The organism is Peptostreptococcus faecalis (assembly GCF_900240845.1).
Taxonomy (GTDB): domain Bacteria; phylum Bacillota; class Clostridia; order Peptostreptococcales; family Peptostreptococcaceae; genus Peptostreptococcus; species Peptostreptococcus faecalis.
In genome coordinates this window covers 1-17,215 of the sequence record NZ_OERU01000015.1, presented here as the reverse complement: position 1 = coordinate 17,215, position 17,215 = coordinate 1, and the positions used below count along the sequence as shown (strand labels likewise).

21 protein-coding genes are annotated in these 17,215 nt (G+C 26.8%); 9 read left to right on the top strand and 12 right to left on the bottom strand.

Features of this window, described 5'->3' with window-relative positions; all coding sequences use genetic code 11:
- Both C0982_RS09915 and C0982_RS10610 read left to right on the top strand, forming a co-directional pair.
- A partial coding sequence (locus C0982_RS09915) for an IS30 family transposase (protein ID WP_101774056.1) occupies positions 1-710 on the top strand: 710 nt, incomplete at its 5' end.
- Positions 711-1,124: 414 nt separating this feature from the next.
- Positions 1,125-1,280, top strand: a complete 156-nt coding sequence (locus tag C0982_RS10610) for a hypothetical protein (RefSeq protein WP_180946935.1) — start codon at positions 1,125-1,127, stop codon at positions 1,278-1,280.
- On the opposite strand, the gene C0982_RS10725 is transcribed toward C0982_RS10610, so the two are convergent.
- The 4 genes from C0982_RS10725 to C0982_RS09890 all read right to left on the bottom strand — a co-directional run bounded on the left by C0982_RS10725 (position 1,277) and on the right by C0982_RS09890 (position 4,361).
- Entirely contained in the window at positions 1,277-1,447 is a 171-nt protein-coding gene (locus C0982_RS10725) for a DUF2164 family protein (protein WP_278336054.1), read from the bottom strand. The two genes, C0982_RS10610 and C0982_RS10725, sit on opposite strands and share 4 nt — an antisense overlap.
- Before the next feature lie 656 nt (positions 1,448-2,103).
- A complete protein-coding gene (locus tag C0982_RS09900) occupies positions 2,104-2,934 on the bottom strand; it encodes a hypothetical protein (RefSeq protein ID WP_101774054.1) in 831 nt (276 codons plus the stop codon).
- Positions 2,935-3,180: 246 nt separating this feature from the next.
- Positions 3,181-3,555 (bottom strand): DUF5388 domain-containing protein, encoded by a 375-nt coding sequence (locus tag C0982_RS09895; protein ID WP_101774053.1) that lies wholly within the window; start codon positions 3,553-3,555, stop codon positions 3,181-3,183.
- Positions 3,555-4,361 (bottom strand): ParA family protein, encoded by an 807-nt coding sequence (locus tag C0982_RS09890; RefSeq protein ID WP_101774052.1) that lies wholly within the window; start codon positions 4,359-4,361, stop codon positions 3,555-3,557. The genes C0982_RS09895 and C0982_RS09890 overlap by 1 nt, the downstream gene beginning before the upstream one ends.
- A gap of 264 nt (positions 4,362-4,625) precedes the next feature.
- Between C0982_RS09890 and C0982_RS09885 the strand changes: the two genes are divergently transcribed.
- From C0982_RS09885 to C0982_RS10605, 4 genes are all read left to right on the top strand, one after another.
- The gene (locus C0982_RS09885) at positions 4,626-4,844 is read left to right on the top strand and encodes a hypothetical protein (RefSeq protein ID WP_145994520.1); all 219 of its coding nucleotides are present in this window, start codon (positions 4,626-4,628) and stop codon (positions 4,842-4,844) included.
- A gap of 338 nt (positions 4,845-5,182) precedes the next feature.
- Positions 5,183-5,629, top strand: a complete 447-nt coding sequence (locus C0982_RS09880; protein ID WP_101774050.1) for a hypothetical protein — start codon at positions 5,183-5,185, stop codon at positions 5,627-5,629.
- 553 nt (positions 5,630-6,182) lie between these two features.
- Entirely contained in the window at positions 6,183-6,767 is a 585-nt protein-coding gene (locus C0982_RS09875; protein WP_101774049.1) for a hypothetical protein, read from the top strand.
- Positions 6,768-6,806: 39 nt separating this feature from the next.
- On the top strand, positions 6,807-6,977 hold the full coding sequence (locus tag C0982_RS10605) for a hypothetical protein (protein ID WP_180946934.1): 171 nt from the start codon (positions 6,807-6,809) through the stop codon (positions 6,975-6,977).
- A 33-nt stretch (positions 6,978-7,010) separates the two neighbouring features.
- On the opposite strand, the gene C0982_RS09870 is transcribed toward C0982_RS10605, so the two are convergent.
- A complete protein-coding gene (locus C0982_RS09870; RefSeq protein WP_101774048.1) occupies positions 7,011-7,709 on the bottom strand; it encodes an IS6 family transposase in 699 nt (232 codons plus the stop codon).
- Between the two features lie 376 nt (positions 7,710-8,085).
- On the opposite strand from C0982_RS09870, the gene C0982_RS09865 reads away from it, so the two are divergent.
- The 3 genes from C0982_RS09865 to C0982_RS09855 are packed head-to-tail and all read left to right on the top strand — an operon-like array spanning position 8,086 to position 9,960.
- A complete protein-coding gene (locus tag C0982_RS09865; protein WP_101774047.1) occupies positions 8,086-8,889 on the top strand; it encodes a YiiX/YebB-like N1pC/P60 family cysteine hydrolase in 804 nt (267 codons plus the stop codon).
- Between the two features lie 6 nt (positions 8,890-8,895).
- Positions 8,896-9,393 carry a hypothetical protein gene (locus tag C0982_RS09860; RefSeq protein ID WP_101774046.1) on the top strand — a complete coding sequence of 166 codons (498 nt, stop codon included), beginning with the start codon at positions 8,896-8,898 and terminating at the stop codon, positions 9,391-9,393.
- Between the two features lie 21 nt (positions 9,394-9,414).
- Positions 9,415-9,960, top strand: a complete 546-nt coding sequence (locus tag C0982_RS09855) for a hypothetical protein (RefSeq protein ID WP_101774045.1) — start codon at positions 9,415-9,417, stop codon at positions 9,958-9,960.
- Between the two features lie 326 nt (positions 9,961-10,286).
- Here C0982_RS09855 and C0982_RS09850 read toward each other — a convergent pair whose 3' ends face one another.
- The 7 genes from C0982_RS09850 to C0982_RS09820 form a co-directional block, all read right to left on the bottom strand.
- On the bottom strand, positions 10,287-11,357 hold the full coding sequence (locus C0982_RS09850) for a cell wall-binding repeat-containing protein (RefSeq protein WP_101774044.1): 1,071 nt from the start codon (positions 11,355-11,357) through the stop codon (positions 10,287-10,289).
- Positions 11,358-11,384: 27 nt separating this feature from the next.
- Positions 11,385-12,086 carry a hypothetical protein gene (locus C0982_RS09845; RefSeq protein WP_101774043.1) on the bottom strand — a complete coding sequence of 234 codons (702 nt, stop codon included), beginning with the start codon at positions 12,084-12,086 and terminating at the stop codon, positions 11,385-11,387.
- Positions 12,067-13,224 carry a hypothetical protein gene (locus tag C0982_RS09840; RefSeq protein WP_101774042.1) on the bottom strand — a complete coding sequence of 386 codons (1,158 nt, stop codon included), beginning with the start codon at positions 13,222-13,224 and terminating at the stop codon, positions 12,067-12,069. Before C0982_RS09840 ends, C0982_RS09845 begins: the two co-directional genes overlap by 20 nt.
- 4 nt (positions 13,225-13,228) lie before the next feature.
- Positions 13,229-14,428 (bottom strand): hypothetical protein, encoded by a 1,200-nt coding sequence (locus C0982_RS09835; protein ID WP_101774041.1) that lies wholly within the window; start codon positions 14,426-14,428, stop codon positions 13,229-13,231.
- A gap of 8 nt (positions 14,429-14,436) precedes the next feature.
- Entirely contained in the window at positions 14,437-15,108 is a 672-nt protein-coding gene (locus C0982_RS09830) for an ATP-binding cassette domain-containing protein (protein ID WP_101774040.1), read from the bottom strand.
- A gap of 1,009 nt (positions 15,109-16,117) precedes the next feature.
- On the bottom strand, positions 16,118-16,315 hold the full coding sequence (locus C0982_RS09825) for a hypothetical protein (RefSeq protein ID WP_101774039.1): 198 nt from the start codon (positions 16,313-16,315) through the stop codon (positions 16,118-16,120).
- Positions 16,316-16,730: 415 nt separating this feature from the next.
- The coding region (locus tag C0982_RS09820) for an IS30 family transposase (RefSeq protein WP_145994519.1) at positions 16,731-17,215 on the bottom strand (485 nt) is incomplete at its 5' end.

The window sequence follows — 17,215 nt, the reverse complement described above, 5'->3', positions numbered from 1 at the left end:
CAGGTCAGGCGATATATGAAAGCAACAGATTAAGTTGTTGTAAGTCACTTAATCTAGAAAAATGCAGAGACTTTATAGATTTTGTTATAGATAAATATGTTAACCTTAAATGGTCTCTAGATGCATGTATTGGATACGCCATAGCTAATTCTATGTTTACTGAAACAGTTTGTATGAAAACTCTTTACAACTACGTTGGTAAAGAAATCATAGCAATCAAAAACTATGATTTACCATTTAAACTTCGCCGTGCTGAAAATAAGAAATTTTCTAAAGAGCATAAGCGTAAGCTTGGTAAGTCAATCAGTGAAAGACCCTCTGAAATAGAATCCAGACTAGAATTTGGTCACTGGGAAATTGACACCGTTTTAGGTGGAAAAAGCAAAGATCAAAACTGCGTTTTTTCACTTGTTGAAAGAAAAACAAGGTATTATCTGCCTATTAAAGTAGCATCAAAAGATAGCAAGTCTATAAAGGAGGCATTCCAATCACTAGTTTACAGTTTTAAGAGTAATGTATCTGAGGTGCTTAAAAGTATTACATGCGATAATGGCTCCGAATTTTCGGAGATGCATACTTTTGAGTATCTATCAGATATTTACTTTGCTCATCCTTTTTCATCATATGAACGTGGTACAAATGAAAAACATAACGGGCTTTTAAGAAGGTTTCTACCAAAAGGAACATCCATGAACAAAGTAAGTAAATAAGAAATTCTTCACTAAGGTGACTTAATAAATGGATTACCTAGAAAAATCTTCAACTACAAAACTCCGGAAGCTCTTTTTGAAGAAGAGATGGACAAAGTGCATTCAGTTTTATAAAAGTGTTCAATTTGATATTGCAATTTAGTAAATAAATATAGAATCAAAATCAGTATAATATAAAATCCAATTAATGTAAACTCTCCTTGTAATATTTTTGGTTGTGTTGCAAAGTTTAATTTATCCTAACTTTACGAGATAAAGTTTTCATAATTCACATAAATGGAGGATAGATAATAGTGAAAGAACTATTTAAAGGAGATCCATGTGATTTTAGAATAATAATCGAGGCTTTAGTACTTTATTGTCATTTTTCTTTAAGTTATTGTGATTGTGAGAAAATAATGCGTAAATTTAGAATTGGGATTGATCATACAACTATTGGTGAAGTATGCTGTTTTTTCAAACTTTGCAACAGAACCTGTTAGAGTTTTTAAAATACTAAATTTCTTAATTACAGTTGACGCAAAGAGAAATGCTAGTAAATTAATGCTAGCCTTCTTTTTTTATGATTAATATTCAGATTTATTGGTATTGCAATATAATACAAAATAGTCTATCTCAATATTTTCAATGCGATTTCTCATCCAAAGCTGTGCATCCTCTAGAGCCTTACTATATATAATTGATGCCATATGCTCATAGAATAAATATAGTACTTGCTGCTCAGCTACTACTCCTATTTTTTTGTTTCGTCCATACCATTTCCTCCTTTCTATAATACTAGCATATATTATTCGGCACGAATAATTAGGTCTTTTTCACAAAACTTTTTTATTTATTTTATAATATGATAATAAATAAACAATGTTGCATTATTTGAAAAAATATGGTATAAATGTGTTAGATAATAGATAGGGTATATAACTCGTCCATAGTATTTAAGGACACAAAAAAGGAGAGCCTGCCAGCTCTCCTTTTTGCATTATTTATCCTTTTTATCAAGAAATCTTTTAAAAATCATTACTAAAATTTCCTTAGTAGCAGGACAGATAATAGAGATAAGTATGTTTTTCAACTCATCCATAGCTTTTCCCTCCTTTCGGAGATATTATCCATAAGGACATGATTATTATAACATAATATTTAATCTTATTATAGACTTTTGAAGGTGTCCCAATGGATGGATATATGCTTTTCTCGAAAAAATATTTAAATATGATAAATAAAATAAAAATAACAAATCTTAAGGTAAACATAAACATATTAACTAAAATACTTTAATAAACAAAAATAGAGCAAGCCTAATTATATTAAGTCTGTCTTACTCTATTTTTATAACGCTTATTTTTCAATTGTTACAACTAACTATTCCGTAAATATGTCTTTTGGGAATAGTTTATTTTTCTTCAGGTAATTTTATTTTTTTCACATTATCATAGTCAAATATATATGTGGTTACAGAATGTACAGGGGGATTATTTTCATTCTTTTTATCAAAGAAATTTTGTAAGTAATAATGTACTGTCTCCATTGCACTGTTGTTAATTTCAGTTTTCATTATTTTATATGTATTCTTATCAATCCAATAATACACATACATGTCATTTTTTTCTATGCTCATAATAGCATTATTAAAATCTTTATTCTTTTTTAAATTATCCGCATCATTTTGACTCAACATTCCATCTGATATATATCCATCTAAAAAATTTTCAGATATAACGGTATATTTTATTTTTACAGTATCTATCCCATTTATTTTTTCATCTTTGATAACAGTAAATTTTTCTTTTTTTGGGTCAGATATTAAAAACTGCTTAAAGATATTTTTCATTGATTCATATGGAATGTTTTTACTAACGTTAAGAGAATAATTATTTTTCGAAGACGAATTGTGCCCAAAGGTATACATATCTATGGTATTATCTTTATTGTAATTATAGTATCCATCTCCTTCAACATTTTTATCTGCGGAGGAACCAATTTTTATTAGAGTTCCTTTATTATTTAATATAGCGATTGAATTTTTTGATTTTGAAGTTCCGTCTTTGAATTTAGTTGTTTCTTTAATAGTTACATACTTATCTAATTTTGAGTTTACCCCATCAAGCGTATTGCATTCCAATGCCTTATCTAAGAAAGCACTGTTGTCTAATTTTTGTTCATTTTTTGAACAACCTACTATTAAAAAAAGTACAAATAAAATGCTTACCACTATTTTTTTCAATTAGAAAACCTCCTTTAATTACAAATATAAAACAAAAGAATTAATTAGTATACATTAAGGTTATCATGAATTAAAATTAAAATAAAGAAAATTCTGAAAAATGTTTAAGTATCTAGTCTATTTTGTAAAATAAAACAAAAATAGAGCAAACCTAAATATATTAAGTCTGCCCTACTCTATTTATAAAACACGTATTTTTCAACTCTTTCACCAAAATATTCCGTAAATATCGTTTTTGGGAATAGTTTATTTTTTATTTTGTTTTTTCATATCTGAAAGCTCATATGTAGAAAATAAATATTCATATCTACTGTATTCAGACTCACTTAAAGATTCTATCTTTTCCTTAACCAACTCTTCTACCAACTCTCCTATTGAATTTGCGTGACCAAGAGTTACTAAGCTCATTAATTTGTTTCTTGTATGATTATCAGTTTTTAAGCTAACTCTTATGGTTGGAACTGCATCTAAATTTGGAGCTTTAGCAGTTTCCGAACTTTTGCCAGTAAACTGTGTCCTATCTATTATATTTTTAACTTCAACTTCTGTTCCTCTTGTAAGCAGTTTCTTTCCTTTATTTTCTTTTTTGTCTTTATCGGATTTATGATCTAGCATTCCCATTACTCCATCTCCAATCTATCAAGCAATTCTTTAGCTACATTTGAAAAAGCTGAATGAACTCTTTTGTCATGTATATCTTTTTTATCATCAGTTATACCAGTCATGTCCATTCGCTTAACCCTTTCCATAATTGAAATAGTATTATTAAATACGTTATTTTCTCCAAACTCTTTTTTAGCTTCCTCAAGCACTACAAGGTCAACCTTAGCTCCCTTTTTGCTTAAAACAGGCAGTATACCTAATATATCAACGCCTGAATGGAATATGTCTATAAGCGTGTCCTGAAGATATTTTATAAATATTTCTGCACCTGCAAGAGATCTTTCTTGCGTTTGCAGAACAACAACAATCTGGTCACAAGAAAAAAAGGCTGTGTCATTAAGTAGACTTAGTGTTGGAGGTACGTCTATAAAAATATAGTCGTACTCTTTCTTTAGGTCAACAATTAAAGAATTAAAAAAGGATACTCTCTTGTTTTCATCATCAAATTCCTTTTCTAAAAAACGTGGATACATTGAGAAATCTACTGCGTTTGGTATAAGGTCTAAATTATCCTCTATATTTAATACAATTTCACCTAAGTTTATATTATTTGTAATAGCACTCATAAGAGATGTGCCTATAGTGACTATATCCTCATCTTTACTTTTAGTTTTTAACAATAATGATGTCAAGTTTGCTTGTGCATCAAAGTCTATCATTAAAACTTTTTTGCCCATTTTAGATAAGTTATATCCAACTAGTGCAGTTGTTGAGGTTTTTCCTACCCCACCTTTAAAATTCGCAAAACTAATTACCTTTCCCATGCTTTATTCCTCCGATCATTAATATACACAAATTATAACATGTATACCCCCCAATGTCCACCAATATAAGACAATATTAATAGTATAAAACAATATAAAAAAACGGTAGACAGGTAGACAAGTGGACAGGTGGACAAGTGTACAAGTGGACGAGTGTACAGGTGGACGAGTGTACAAGTGGACGAGTGTACAGGTGGACAAGGTAAGTGTGGCTGTAATTCTTTAAAAGACAGCATTTTAAAAATGAAATATATAAGAAGATAGGTGGACAAGTGGACAGGTGGACAAGTGTACAAGTGGACGAGTGTACAGGTGGACGAGTGGACAGGTGGACAAGTCCACCTATTAAAAAATCCCATTGAAACCATTGTAAATACTGGGTTATACTTAACTCATAATTTCAAAAACAATAAAACTGCAAGCCGACAGCAGTATAAAAACGATAGGTTAATTAGAGCCAATGCAAAAAGTCTAATCGGTTAATGAGTGCCATACACGTAGACACGAATTAATACGTCAGTCGGGTTGATATGACCGATGAATAAATTATATCGGTGGTGCAGTAAGCAGAAATGCTGGCAAAGTGAAAAGGTAATTGATGATATTAGGGGACTGCTTAATTAGATTACTGAACGTGTAGCGACGAGTGAACGACAGATTAAATATGTCTGATACTTTCTTATTTTGACTCTATCTAAGGGTCAAAAATATGCTCAAAGCTCTCAGCCAGATTAACAGGGTAGATTGGGGAGTTACAATAGTATTTGTTTTATGTTATAATTATTGTATATATAACAAATATGAATAAAGGAGAAGTGACAATGGCATCTGAAAAATCACATATAAAGATATTTGAGGAATTAGGCTTTAAGCCCAAGGAAGATCGAACAATTATTGTTCAATATCAAGCGAATGATATGAGTGAAGCTATATATAATTTTTTCTCTACAGAAAGTTTTATTTTGCAACTTACATATTCAGAAATACTGATAGCTAAACTTAGTGATTGGACTACAAATATAAAAAAGGAAAGTATACTTTCTATACCATATGCTGAAATTGAAAATATAGATATTTATGAACATGGTCTTAACTACAGAATAGATATAAAAACAAGTGACAGCATTATTAAACTGAGCGCACAACAAGGAAAATTGAGCGGTATAAGACTTAATTCTTTATATGTTGGGCTAAAAAATTGGCACGAAAAAAATGTTAATGATACATTAGATGAGCTTAAAAATATAAAGAAAGATGATTATATTTAAGGTATTTATATGATGAGATGTCATTGATACCAATGACATATAAATGACATCTATTGGAAGCTAAGGACAGTCACAAAGGACTGTCCTTAGCTTTTGTATTAAATCGGATTTACCATCTTGTTAACGTCACAAAATAGTGCTTTTAAATGCTTTTAGGTTAATTATTTATTGTTTTGCGAAGGAAATTTGTTTCCTGCCCAAATATAACAAATGCGTATATTTGCGTTTTGTGTCTTGCTACACACCTTGAGAATTATTACTTATAGCATTTATTTGCATTTATAAATCAATTTGAATATATTTTACGTACTTTTATACGGTCGTAAATAAATTACTACATGACATTAACTTATTTTGACTCTATCTAAGGGTCAAAAATATGCTCAAAGCTCTCAGCCAGATTAACAGGGTAGATTAGGCAATTGAAATAATATTTGTTAAAAAAACATTGACAAAATATAAAAAATCTGATAGGTTTTAGATAAGTATATATTGTTTGAAAATTCTGAAAAAAATATATTATTTTATTTTTATATTATGAGGAGTTGTGAAAATGAAATTTAATAAAAAAATGATTCTATACATATCTATTTTAATGTTATCTTTTCCGTTAGTTGGATGTATAAAAACAAGTGAAAGTAGTAAAGATTTTAATACGATTGTAGACAGTGCAGAACTATGGAAACAAAACCCTGTTGAAGTAGTGTCAAGATATATAAATAATATGGGAAAAGAAGATAAATATAATTATATCTATTCTGATATGAACAATGATAAAAAAATAAATTCTGAATTTAAAGGCCAATTCGAAGGAGGTTATTTTAATTTAGGAGAGCCTCTTGATAAAGATGAGGGAAAAAATCAACTAAAAGAATTTAATGATTCAGTTAAAAGTGTTAGATTTATCGGAGCGAAACCTTCATCAAGTCAAGGTACTATAGAAAACCCTATAAAAGTAAAAAATACTAAAGAAGAAGTATTAGAGTATAAAAATCCTATAGTAATTATGGTTTCATTTGATATTAAGCTCAATAAAAAAAATAATTCTGTTAGTTATAATGAAGGTTTAAATTCTCATGAAGTTATACTAATTCGTGATAAAAATAATGATTACAAAATATTACATATCGGAGGTTAAATAAAGATTTTTTATAATTACACAAAAGGAGGTTTTATAATGAAAAAATATTTATTTTTAACAATAGCAACTATAGGTTTAACTATTAATTCGTTTGGAGTAGTTAATAATTCATTTGCAACGGAAGAAAATTCGTCCAATACTTTCTCAGAAGTTATTGAGACTGATAATTCTCAATTAACATTTAATTGGTTGTGTTGCAAAGTTTGAAAAAACAGCATACCTCACCAATTTCTTAAATTTTTAGCAAGTAGTTTTAAATAATCTTTCAATTTCTGCCCATGGGCAAAAGCCAAAGAGAGTAATTTCTCTTCGGCTAATTTTATACATAGCAGATACAACTTCAATTCCTTTAATAGTAGAAGCTGTAGTGTACGTTGACTGAAAGCTATTACTATAGGGAATTTTAGACTTCACCTTACGATGATCCTGTTCTAAAATATTATTAAGATATTTAGATTGCCAATGATTTACTGATTTATCTAAGAAACCTTCTGATTTCAACTCATTTATAGCTTTAATAGAAGGTGCATATTTGTCTGTTACAATTGAACGAGGTTGTCCATAATCTCTTATAAGGCGTTTAATAAAAGCCTTTGTAGATACTGTATTTCTGTTGTTTCTTAGCCACATATCTAACAAACCATTAGAATCAATTGCTCTGTAAAGGTAGCAGTATTTTCCTTTAACTTTAATATAAGTTTCATCAATTCTCCAAGATTTAGACAATGCTCTACGTCGATTTCTTCTTTTCCATAAATGATATAAAGTCTTTCCATACTGTTTATTCCAACGATAAATAGTTGTATGATCAATTCCAATGCTAAATTTACGCATTATTTTCTCACAATCACGATAGCTTAAAGAAAAATGATAGTAAAGCCCTAAGGCTTCAATTATTATCCTAAAATCATATTGCTTTCCTTTAAATAATTTTTTCATGATTGTATACCCTCCATTTATGTGAATTATACCAATATTATATCTTAAAATTAGGATAAATAAAACTTTGCAACACAACCTCTAATACTTTCTTATTTTGACTCTATTTAAGGGTCAAAACTATGCTCAAAGCTCACAGCCAGATTGATATAGTTGGACATTATTTATCATAATTAACAGAAAATATTAAAGTTAAAGGTAGAAGTGAACAACTGAAAGAATAGGCACGAACGAAAATCGTAATGGATTAAAATGCATTATGATGAAAAAAACTCAATTAATTATTGATAGATCTTATAATATTATGTTATACTTAAAAAAATAAGGAATATTTTAAATACTTCTTGTTAAAATAAACAAAGGGAGATTATTATAAATGAAAATTAAAAAATTAGCAATAAGAGTATTATCAATTAGTTTTGTTATTACTTTATTATCAACTGGGGTAATTAATGCACATAACAATGATGTGAATTATGAAATGACTGATGAACAGATAAAAACCTATGAAACAATGGGTATGGATAAGAGTACTCTTAATGCAGTTATAGAAGAACATAAAAATGAAAAAAATAGTATGTATACAGATACAGAAAAAACTTTTTTAATAGAAAAGATGGGATACAGCGATGAGACTTTTGAAGAATTTCAAAAAGAGGCTGATACTATAGATGATATTGTACATGAAAAATCGGTTAAAGATCTTAAACCAAAACATAGTGGAAAGTCTTCTGGAAAGTATCCTAGAGATAATGAAAGAGGATATATTCTTGTAACTAGAGATGGGGTTGGTGGAGTCTTCAAGGTAGGACATTCTGCTATAGTAACGAATCATAGAGATTTAACTGAATCTAACCCAGGAGTAGGTGTTCATATTTCTAGAGGGGAAAATAATTGGTGGAAACATAATTCTAGTGTAGCTGTAACAGTAAATGGAAGTAGTAAATCTGCGCGTGATAGAGCAGCATCTTTTTCGGAGGGATGTAGAGGAAAATCATATAACTATAGATTATATAATAAGTGGGAGACAAGTGAATACTATTGTTCTTCACTAATTTGGAGAGCTTACTACAATTTAGGATGGGATTTAGATACAGAAGTAATGGGAAGAAATGCGATTACACCTTATGAGTTCGTTAATAATACTCAAACTACTATAACGTATAATAACAACTGGTAATTATAAATGAGAAAAAAAATAACAATTCTTATTTCAATAATATTATCAATAATAGTATTATCATCATTACTATTTTTTCATAAAGAAAAAAATAGTGAATCTAAAAATGAAAAAACGGAAATTATTGCAACATACCTTGAAAAAAACAAACTTTTAACTATAGGTTATGACAATAAGTTAAATATTACAGAACAAAAAAGTTTTAAAACTTCAAGACCGGATGCGTATAAACCAGCAGATATATATAAAAATAAATTATTTTTAATTAAAGAAGGAGCCTTTAATATTAACAATAATATAGTAATGGATTGTCAAGATTTCAACAAAGAAACCAAATATAACTTATTGGAAAAATATTCTCCTGATACAGTTTGTGGAGATGAAAATTATGTATATAACACCTATAATGGGAATGGTGAAGTACTATTTTCAAAAAACGACTTAAAAAACAATAAAATTGATAAGATATTTTTGAGTAAACCAAACAAGAATGATAAGTTTTAATATAGCTATGTTGCAGACTATATGACATCAAAAAATGATAAAGTGTATGTTTTTATGAGAGGAGATAAAGAATCAGCATTAAAAATAATAGATCCTAAAACTATGAAAGTAGATGCAACAATAAAAATAGATGGTTCACTATCCTTTAATTCTGCGTACCTTAAAGGTGAAAAATTGTATACTTCAGCAAGTTTAGCTGAAGATAATGAGACAGGTGCATTTATCATTTTTGATCTTGATAAAAAGAATATTTATAGGAAAAAAAAGTTTGACGAGATGGTATTTAATATGATAAAGGAGAATGACTCAGAGTTTACTTTATTTAAGTCTAAAGATATAGCTAATCCGGAAAATCATACTAGTGTTGTAAGATACAATGCAAATAGTGATAAGTTAATTAATTCTAAAAAATTAGATAGAACTATTCTTTATTCAGGTAAAACTAAAAATAAAGATTATGTTTTAATTAGCCATGATAAGATAACTCTATATGATAAAAATTTTAATATTAAAAAAGATGTTAAAACACCTAGCTATGGAATGTCGTTAAATATTTTAAATATATAGTATGTTGATTAGATAGGTGATTTATAAAAATATAGTGAAAATTATTAAAATCGATTAAAGAAAAATGATAATAAAGTCATAAGGCTTCAATTATTATTCTAAAATCATATTGCTTTCCCTTAAATAATTTTTTCATGATTGTGTACCCTCCATCTATGTGAATTATATCAATATTATATCTCAAAATCAGGATAAATTAAACTTTGCAACACAACCGTATTGAGAATACTAAATTTCTTAATTATAGTTGACGCAAAAAGAAAGGGCTAGCAAGTTAATGCTACCCTTCTTTTTTTTGATTCTAAAAAAGAATGCTTTTAAATAAGTTATTTTATATTTAAAAGATGTTTAAATAGTGTGCCTATTTTTCTATCTATGTCACTATCTTTTTTTATTATTATGTCCTGATTTTTGCTAATCCTAATTATAGGGTTATTACGTTTAGGGTTATTTTCACTATATTTATATGAATCACTATTAATTTTATATACTTGTCCATCTATATATACAGAAGTATCTAAGTTATAATCTACTAATCCATTAGATTCCATTTGTGATATTTCATGAAATAAGCTTGATATATTTTTTATTGTTTCAATCTCAGATTTATCGATTTCTAAAAAATCATTATTTTGTTTTATTCTAAAGTCTTTTATATATAGGGCTTTTCCCTCTAAATAAGCTTTATTTGCTAATCTGATATTTTCAGAAAAAACTGAATCAAAAGATTCTAAGTGTTCTTTTTTATTCAAAGTTTCAATAAATTTTTTATTGGTCTCATATCTATTATTTCCAGCTATTCTGGTAGCATCCAATACTTTTAGTAATTCATTAGAGATTGTTTTTTCCCCTCCAATAACCCTTTTATTATAGTTTTTCAGAGTTTTAGCTTGGTTATTTATCCAATTTGTTATATCTATGCATTCACATAAATCTTCATATGTAAGAACTACAGGATCGCTACTATTAGCTGCTGTAACTGCATCAGCAGCTTTTTTACCTGAAACAATATTTATAGTGTTAACTTTGTCAATAGATTTTCTATATTCAAAAACATTCATAGAGGTCTCATATCTATCCTTGCCGGATAACCGAATATATTTATAAGAATCTATAGAGTTCAATTTCAAAGTATCTTCTCCACCGATTAAAATAATTTTATCATTTTTTATGTCAATATCTGTTGAGTCAAAGTCATTATCTGAGCTTAAAATAACTTTTGTATTAAAATGATTTGACAATGGTGAAGCAACCATCATATCTGCCTCTGAATCAGAGGAGACTATCACATGAGTCTTTCCCTGCGTATCAGCATGTGATATAAACATATTTGAATTCAACGACAAGATAGAAATAAAACTAACTAATGTAAAAAATTTAAATTTATTTTTTTTCATAATAAAATTTTCACCTTCCTAATGCTCTTAAAAATTTTTGTCACCTCTATAATTGAACAGAGATGAATCAAAGTTTCTTGAATTACAGTCTGATTTTGCTCTTATAAAGTTATCATATAAACTACCACCATAGCTTTTTTGATTTTTTTCTAAAGATTTGCTAAATTCATGAGCAGTATTTATATGTAATTTATCCTTTGTTTCAATTAAAACTTTACCCTTGCTTGTGCTCCATATTTTGAAATTTTCAGCCCAATCATCTGTTTTACCTGTGTCACAAGCATCTAAATATGCAAATTTCCACTCTTTATTAGAAGGTATATTATTAGGATATATTTCATCATATGGGAGGCTTCCATCTTGATTTTTATTTGTCAATAAAAGAGATGTTCCTATAGAGTTTCCAGAGTGGCCTGAAAAGCTGAACGCATTTATATTTGATTGTTTAATTTCATCTACGGTAGTATATCTATCTTTAGTTCCGTTTGAAGTTATTCCAACTTCATAAGAATAGATTCCTTTTAATTTCATAACATTAGCAATAGAAACTGCTCTTTCAAATCTCCATCTACCTTTTTCTCGGTCATAGTATGCTCGACCATCTTCAGTTATATCATTGAATAAAATCTCGCCATCCAAGGCATTTACATAAGAAATAACTTTATCTTTCCCTTTATTTTTAAAAGATACTTGAAGGATGTCGTTTTTTTTATTTTGAAACACAATCATTTTTAATATAATTATTTTTATTTATTTTAAATATATACATTAAAAATAAGATAAAAATTGTACTCATTATATTTGTTATTATAAGCATTTCTATTTTAGTGATGTAAATATTATTTATCATCTTATATAATTTAAATTCAATTAGTGGTGTAATAGGTATTATATAATTAATAATACTAAAATCTGAAAATATCTTTGATATGATACCTGAAGAGTTGATTTCAACTATTCTAATAAATAACACAGGAAAAGTTAGTATAAATAAAGCTATGAATATAACAGTGATGTTATCTTTAATTATAAGCGACATAAATAATGTGCCTTCTCCAACAAAAATAATAAAAGTAAAATGCATGATAACTAATACAATAAAACATTTTAAGAAATTATAGTTATACATTGAGGTAAAAAGTTCACTATATAGATGAATGTCAGTGTTCCATCCATCTATTCCCATTAAAAAAAATATTGGAATAATTAATATTGTTATATTAACAATAAATACTAATGATGAATATACTAAAATTTCTAATGATTTAACAAAAACATTTATTTTTTTTATTTCAGAATTAATAATCGACTTCATTCCTGTTTCATTCTCTTCTGATAAGAAATTAGAAATATTTATTATTAAAGAAAGTGCAGTAGTTATTGTAACTATTCCGATTAGAATTAATAATAGTTTCCATGATGAATAATTGGATTTCTTGATACTATTATCTAAACTGTTCATTTTTTGCAGAACTTTTTTCTGATTCACTTTATCTACTTTTTTTTTATCCAAAATAAATCTTGTATATTCTATTCTTTTTTTAAAAATATCTACGGGAGCCTTTAAATCATATATAATATTATCATCATATGTTCCTGGCGGAGAAAAAAGTTTATTAACAAGTTTTTTCTCGTTAGTAAGTTCACTAATATTTTCATTATTATTTTGTATCTTTTTTATAGAATCATTAATATAATTATTATTTATATACTCTTCACTATCAGTAGTCACACTATTATTTTCAATCCCGTCAACACACATATATGTGAATGCTAAAATATTTATTGCAATAGCCATTAATATAGGTATTGTAAACTTCTTTTCAGATATCAGCCTTTTTAAATCAAATGCTATTATTTTAATCAAAAATTCACCTCTTTCTATGATTTGTCTTTGTTAATAAAATATATATTAATATATTTATAAGTACATACAAAAAAAATATTATATAAGTATATGAAAATAATATCCCTTTGAATGATATAATATTTAAATTATTTAATATATTTTCGGGATTTAAATTAAAAAAAGGCATTAAACTTGCAACTGAGCTATACCAATTTACAATATTTGTATCATACTTTAAAAATAATGATGATAATAAAAAAACAACAATCGTTACTAAAAAACTTTTTGAGTATTTTAGTAAATACCTATTTAATAAGAATAATATGTTTATAAATATAAATATACTACAAAGCCCTAATAAAATTATAAATATATATGCATTTAATATATCCATGTGATTAGGCGATAGCAAATAAGAACTTAAAACTTGTATATTAAGGGTTCCTCCATCTAATCCATAAGTAACTGCTTTTATGATTACTTCTAAAATATGAATAGTAAAATAATATATAGCTCCAAATAATATACTAGAAATATATATAGTCTTATCATACAACTGTATAAATTCAGATGAATTAATTATTTTTTTCACACCACTAGCTTCATCTAGTTTAACATATTTATATATGTTAAAAAAAATAGCTAACAATATTAACATATTGATCAATATTGTTTCATTAAAGATACTTTCCCAACCTTTATTGTATTTAATTAAAAATGGTTTTTTTATTTTTTCACTATATTTATGTAGAGCATTCATTTTTGGAGTTTGAATATTATATCTAATATAGCCATCCTCTTCAAAATTAGATTTTTTTGTTTTATATCCATAAAGAATTCGATCTTTATAAAAATTTAAAGGTCTCTTTTTATTTATAACATTATTATAATCTTCTCCATATATAATATGGTAGTTTTTAATCATAAAGCTATAATTAGAAAAAAAAATATCTTGTTCTATATTACTTTTCTTGTCTAATATATTAAATTCATCTTGAAACTTGTTTAAAAAGCTATTATTTATTAAAAATCCTTTTTCTTTTTTCTCATATTCTATAGCATCATATCCTTTTAACACATTTATTTTTTTGTCTGAATATATAATTTTTTCTTCATTAACAATACCTACAGTAGTTGATATTATTAAATATATAAAAATAATAAAAATAGTCATAAAAAAAATTTTTGTTCTGATTATTTTCTTTAATTCATAGCTAATCACATCATCACCTACCTATACTTGTTTATTATTTCATTTCCGATTTTTTTATTTGTTTTTAATCTTGTTAATTTTCCATCTTTTAATAAAAGTATATTTGAGGCAATGTTTTCTATATCTTCCAATATATGTGTTGATAAAATAATTATTGATTTCTTTGATATTTTTTCAAGTAATAATTTAAATGATTCTCTTTCAATAGGATCCAAACCAACTGTGGGTTCATCTAATAATATAATCGGTGGATATTTTAAAATTGCCTGTGCTATACCAAGTCTACGTAACATGCCTCCAGATAATTTTTTTATTTTACATTTTTTTTTATTCTCAAGATTTACTAGCTTTAATACTTCATTTATATCATCATAGGAATTTTTTACTGAACTACCTCTTAATAATACTATATACTTCATAAATTCTAAAACAGAAAATGAACTAAAACCTTTAAATGACTGTGGTAAGTATCCTATATTATATGTTCTTTTTATAGTTTCATTTTCTAAGATTATTTTTCCACTATCTGCTTTTAAGTTATTAGATATTATTTGAAGTAGTGTTGTTTTTCCGGCACCATTAACACCAACCAGACCATAGATGCCTTCCTTTAAATTTATAGAAATATTATCCAGTATTTTATCTTTACCATGCTTCTTACTTATATTAGATATTTTTAATTCCATCATTATTCCTTTCTTGAAATAAAATTATTTTACCATATTTTTTATAATTGTCATTTCATTATATACAATATTTTAAAATTTATTAATTGTATCTCATATTTTTTTCATTTACTAAATTGAAATAATTACTTCTACACTTTTATAAAATGCCCACCTCATATAAACAAAACTCAAATTTAGAACTAAATTTGCTTAACCAGTTTTAGAATATCAATTTTCTTAGGATAATATTCTTTAAATAATCCATTACTATTTTCATTTGTTCATTGCTACCAAGCATAATATTAATACACAAAGAAACAATTAATTTTTAACTTTGTTTCAACCTCTTTATAGGACTCAAATTTTTACCTCTATAAGTTGTAATACAAGTTGATACCAGCTTATTTATAGCCTTATACATAGAATTTTCACTTCTATTCTACATTTTTATAGCGATATACATTCTAGTTTTCATCTCATCAAATATCGCTATACGTCCTTTACTTTTAGAAAATTCCATTGCATATAGTTATTAATTGCTAAATTCACTGCTTTTCTTTACTTATTTTAAACCTTTAGAAATAGATTTTCCTAATTTAAATTTAAATTTAAATATATTTCGGGAGTATAGAATTTTTTATGTAAATTAAGACTCCTATGACTTTTATTTCCGATTAAGTAAATATAAACAATAGTAATATGACTTGAGTTAGAAGACTATAAATTTTCTAAATACATTCCTAAAACCTCTTTTAAACCGATTTTATTTACCTATGAAATGTAGACATTATATTTTTTAACAAATCACATTACCGATGATGTCTGAAATCATGAATTTTGACAGTAGAAAGCCATAAATATCTTCAATAATTGTCTTATTAGTTAATCCAGAAGCATCTATATTTATTATTTTTTGTTCAATTTCTTAAATATACTTTCACTACGCTGGGGCCGCCCTACTTTTGTTTTGTTTTTGATAATCTAAGATTTAAATTCACAGTCTCTATCTTGAAGACCTAAGATATCAAATTTATCCTATAGCGCTTCGGATTTTCTTTATTTTAAAACCATTTCTATTGTTTTCAGAAGTATATCTATCATTTTTTCCGTAGTCTAAAGGCTTATTCGTTTCGGCTTCTAACTTATCTTGCAGTGTTTCTTCTAATGAATTTTTTAGGGTTTCTTGAATTTCTTTAACATTTTTGATATCATGGCTATTAATTAGCATTCTTATGATATTTTCTTTTTTAATTCATTGGTTCATATTTTTTTTGATATTTTAAAGATTTTCCTGTGATAATTTTATTTTACCATAGAAGGACTTATTAATTTACAGGCTTTTTTCCATACGCTACTTTTTTCTCGGGATATCTACTTCTACCTGTTGATATAATTCTTCTTCAATATACGATTTTGAATGGACATCGACTTTCTAGGCTTTAGTACTAAACTTCTAACATTACCATTTTTTTGATTCTCGATAGATAAACTTCCTATTTGTATTATATACTCTTACAACTTTTGTTACTCCATTTTTTAGCATAAATACGAATTTTTTCTGTTATCTCTGTTTATAATAAATTTTATTGAGGCTACTTTTTTAAGTTTTTATTTACTAAATTGCAATATCAAATTGAACACTTTTATAAAACTGAATACACTTTGTCCATCTCTTCTTCAAAAAGAGCTTCCGGAGTTTTGTAGTTGAAGATTTTTCTAGGTAATCCATTTATTAAGTCACCATAGTGAAGAATTTCTTCTTTACTTACTTTGTTCATGGATGTTCCTTTTGGTAGAAACCTTCTTAAAAGCCCGTTATGTCTTTCATTTGTACCACGTTCATATGATGAAAAAGGGTGAGCAAAGTAAATATCTGATAGATACTCAAAAGTATGCATCTCCGAAAATTCGGAGCCATTATCGCATGTAATGCTTTTAAACACCTCAGATACATTACTCTTAAAACTATAAACTAGTGATTGGAATGCCTCCTTTATAGACTTGCTATCTTTTGATGCTACTTTAATAGGCAGATAATACCTTGTTTTTCTTTCAACAAGTGAAAAAACGCAGTTTTGATCTTTGGTTTTACCACCTAAAACGGTGTCAATTTCCCAGTGACCAAATT

Bases quoted from the DNA above. Each gene is read 5' to 3' on its own strand.
- C0982_RS09895 (WP_101774053.1), bottom strand. From the start codon at position 3,555: ATGGGAATGCTAGATCATAAATCCGATAAAGACAAAAAAGAAAATAAA.
- C0982_RS09890 (WP_101774052.1), bottom strand. From the start codon at position 4,361: ATGGGAAAGGTAATTAGTTTTGCGAATTTTAAAGGTGGGGTAGGAAAA.
- C0982_RS09880 (WP_101774050.1), top strand. From the start codon at position 5,183: ATGGCATCTGAAAAATCACATATAAAGATATTTGAGGAATTAGGCTTT.
- C0982_RS09875 (WP_101774049.1), top strand. From the start codon at position 6,183: ATGAAATTTAATAAAAAAATGATTCTATACATATCTATTTTAATGTTA.
- C0982_RS10605 (WP_180946934.1), top strand. From the start codon at position 6,807: ATGAAAAAATATTTATTTTTAACAATAGCAACTATAGGTTTAACTATT.
- C0982_RS09870 (WP_101774048.1), bottom strand. From the start codon at position 7,709: ATGAAAAAATTATTTAAAGGAAAGCAATATGATTTTAGGATAATAATT.
- C0982_RS09865 (WP_101774047.1), top strand. From the start codon at position 8,086: ATGAAAATTAAAAAATTAGCAATAAGAGTATTATCAATTAGTTTTGTT.
- C0982_RS09860 (WP_101774046.1), top strand. From the start codon at position 8,896: ATGAGAAAAAAAATAACAATTCTTATTTCAATAATATTATCAATAATA.
- C0982_RS09855 (WP_101774045.1), top strand. From the start codon at position 9,415: ATGACATCAAAAAATGATAAAGTGTATGTTTTTATGAGAGGAGATAAA.
- C0982_RS09850 (WP_101774044.1), bottom strand. From the start codon at position 11,357: ATGAAAAAAAATAAATTTAAATTTTTTACATTAGTTAGTTTTATTTCT.
- C0982_RS09845 (WP_101774043.1), bottom strand. From the start codon at position 12,086: ATGATTGTGTTTCAAAATAAAAAAAACGACATCCTTCAAGTATCTTTT.
- C0982_RS09830 (WP_101774040.1), bottom strand. From the start codon at position 15,108: ATGATGGAATTAAAAATATCTAATATAAGTAAGAAGCATGGTAAAGAT.
- C0982_RS09825 (WP_101774039.1), bottom strand. From the start codon at position 16,315: ATGCTAATTAATAGCCATGATATCAAAAATGTTAAAGAAATTCAAGAA.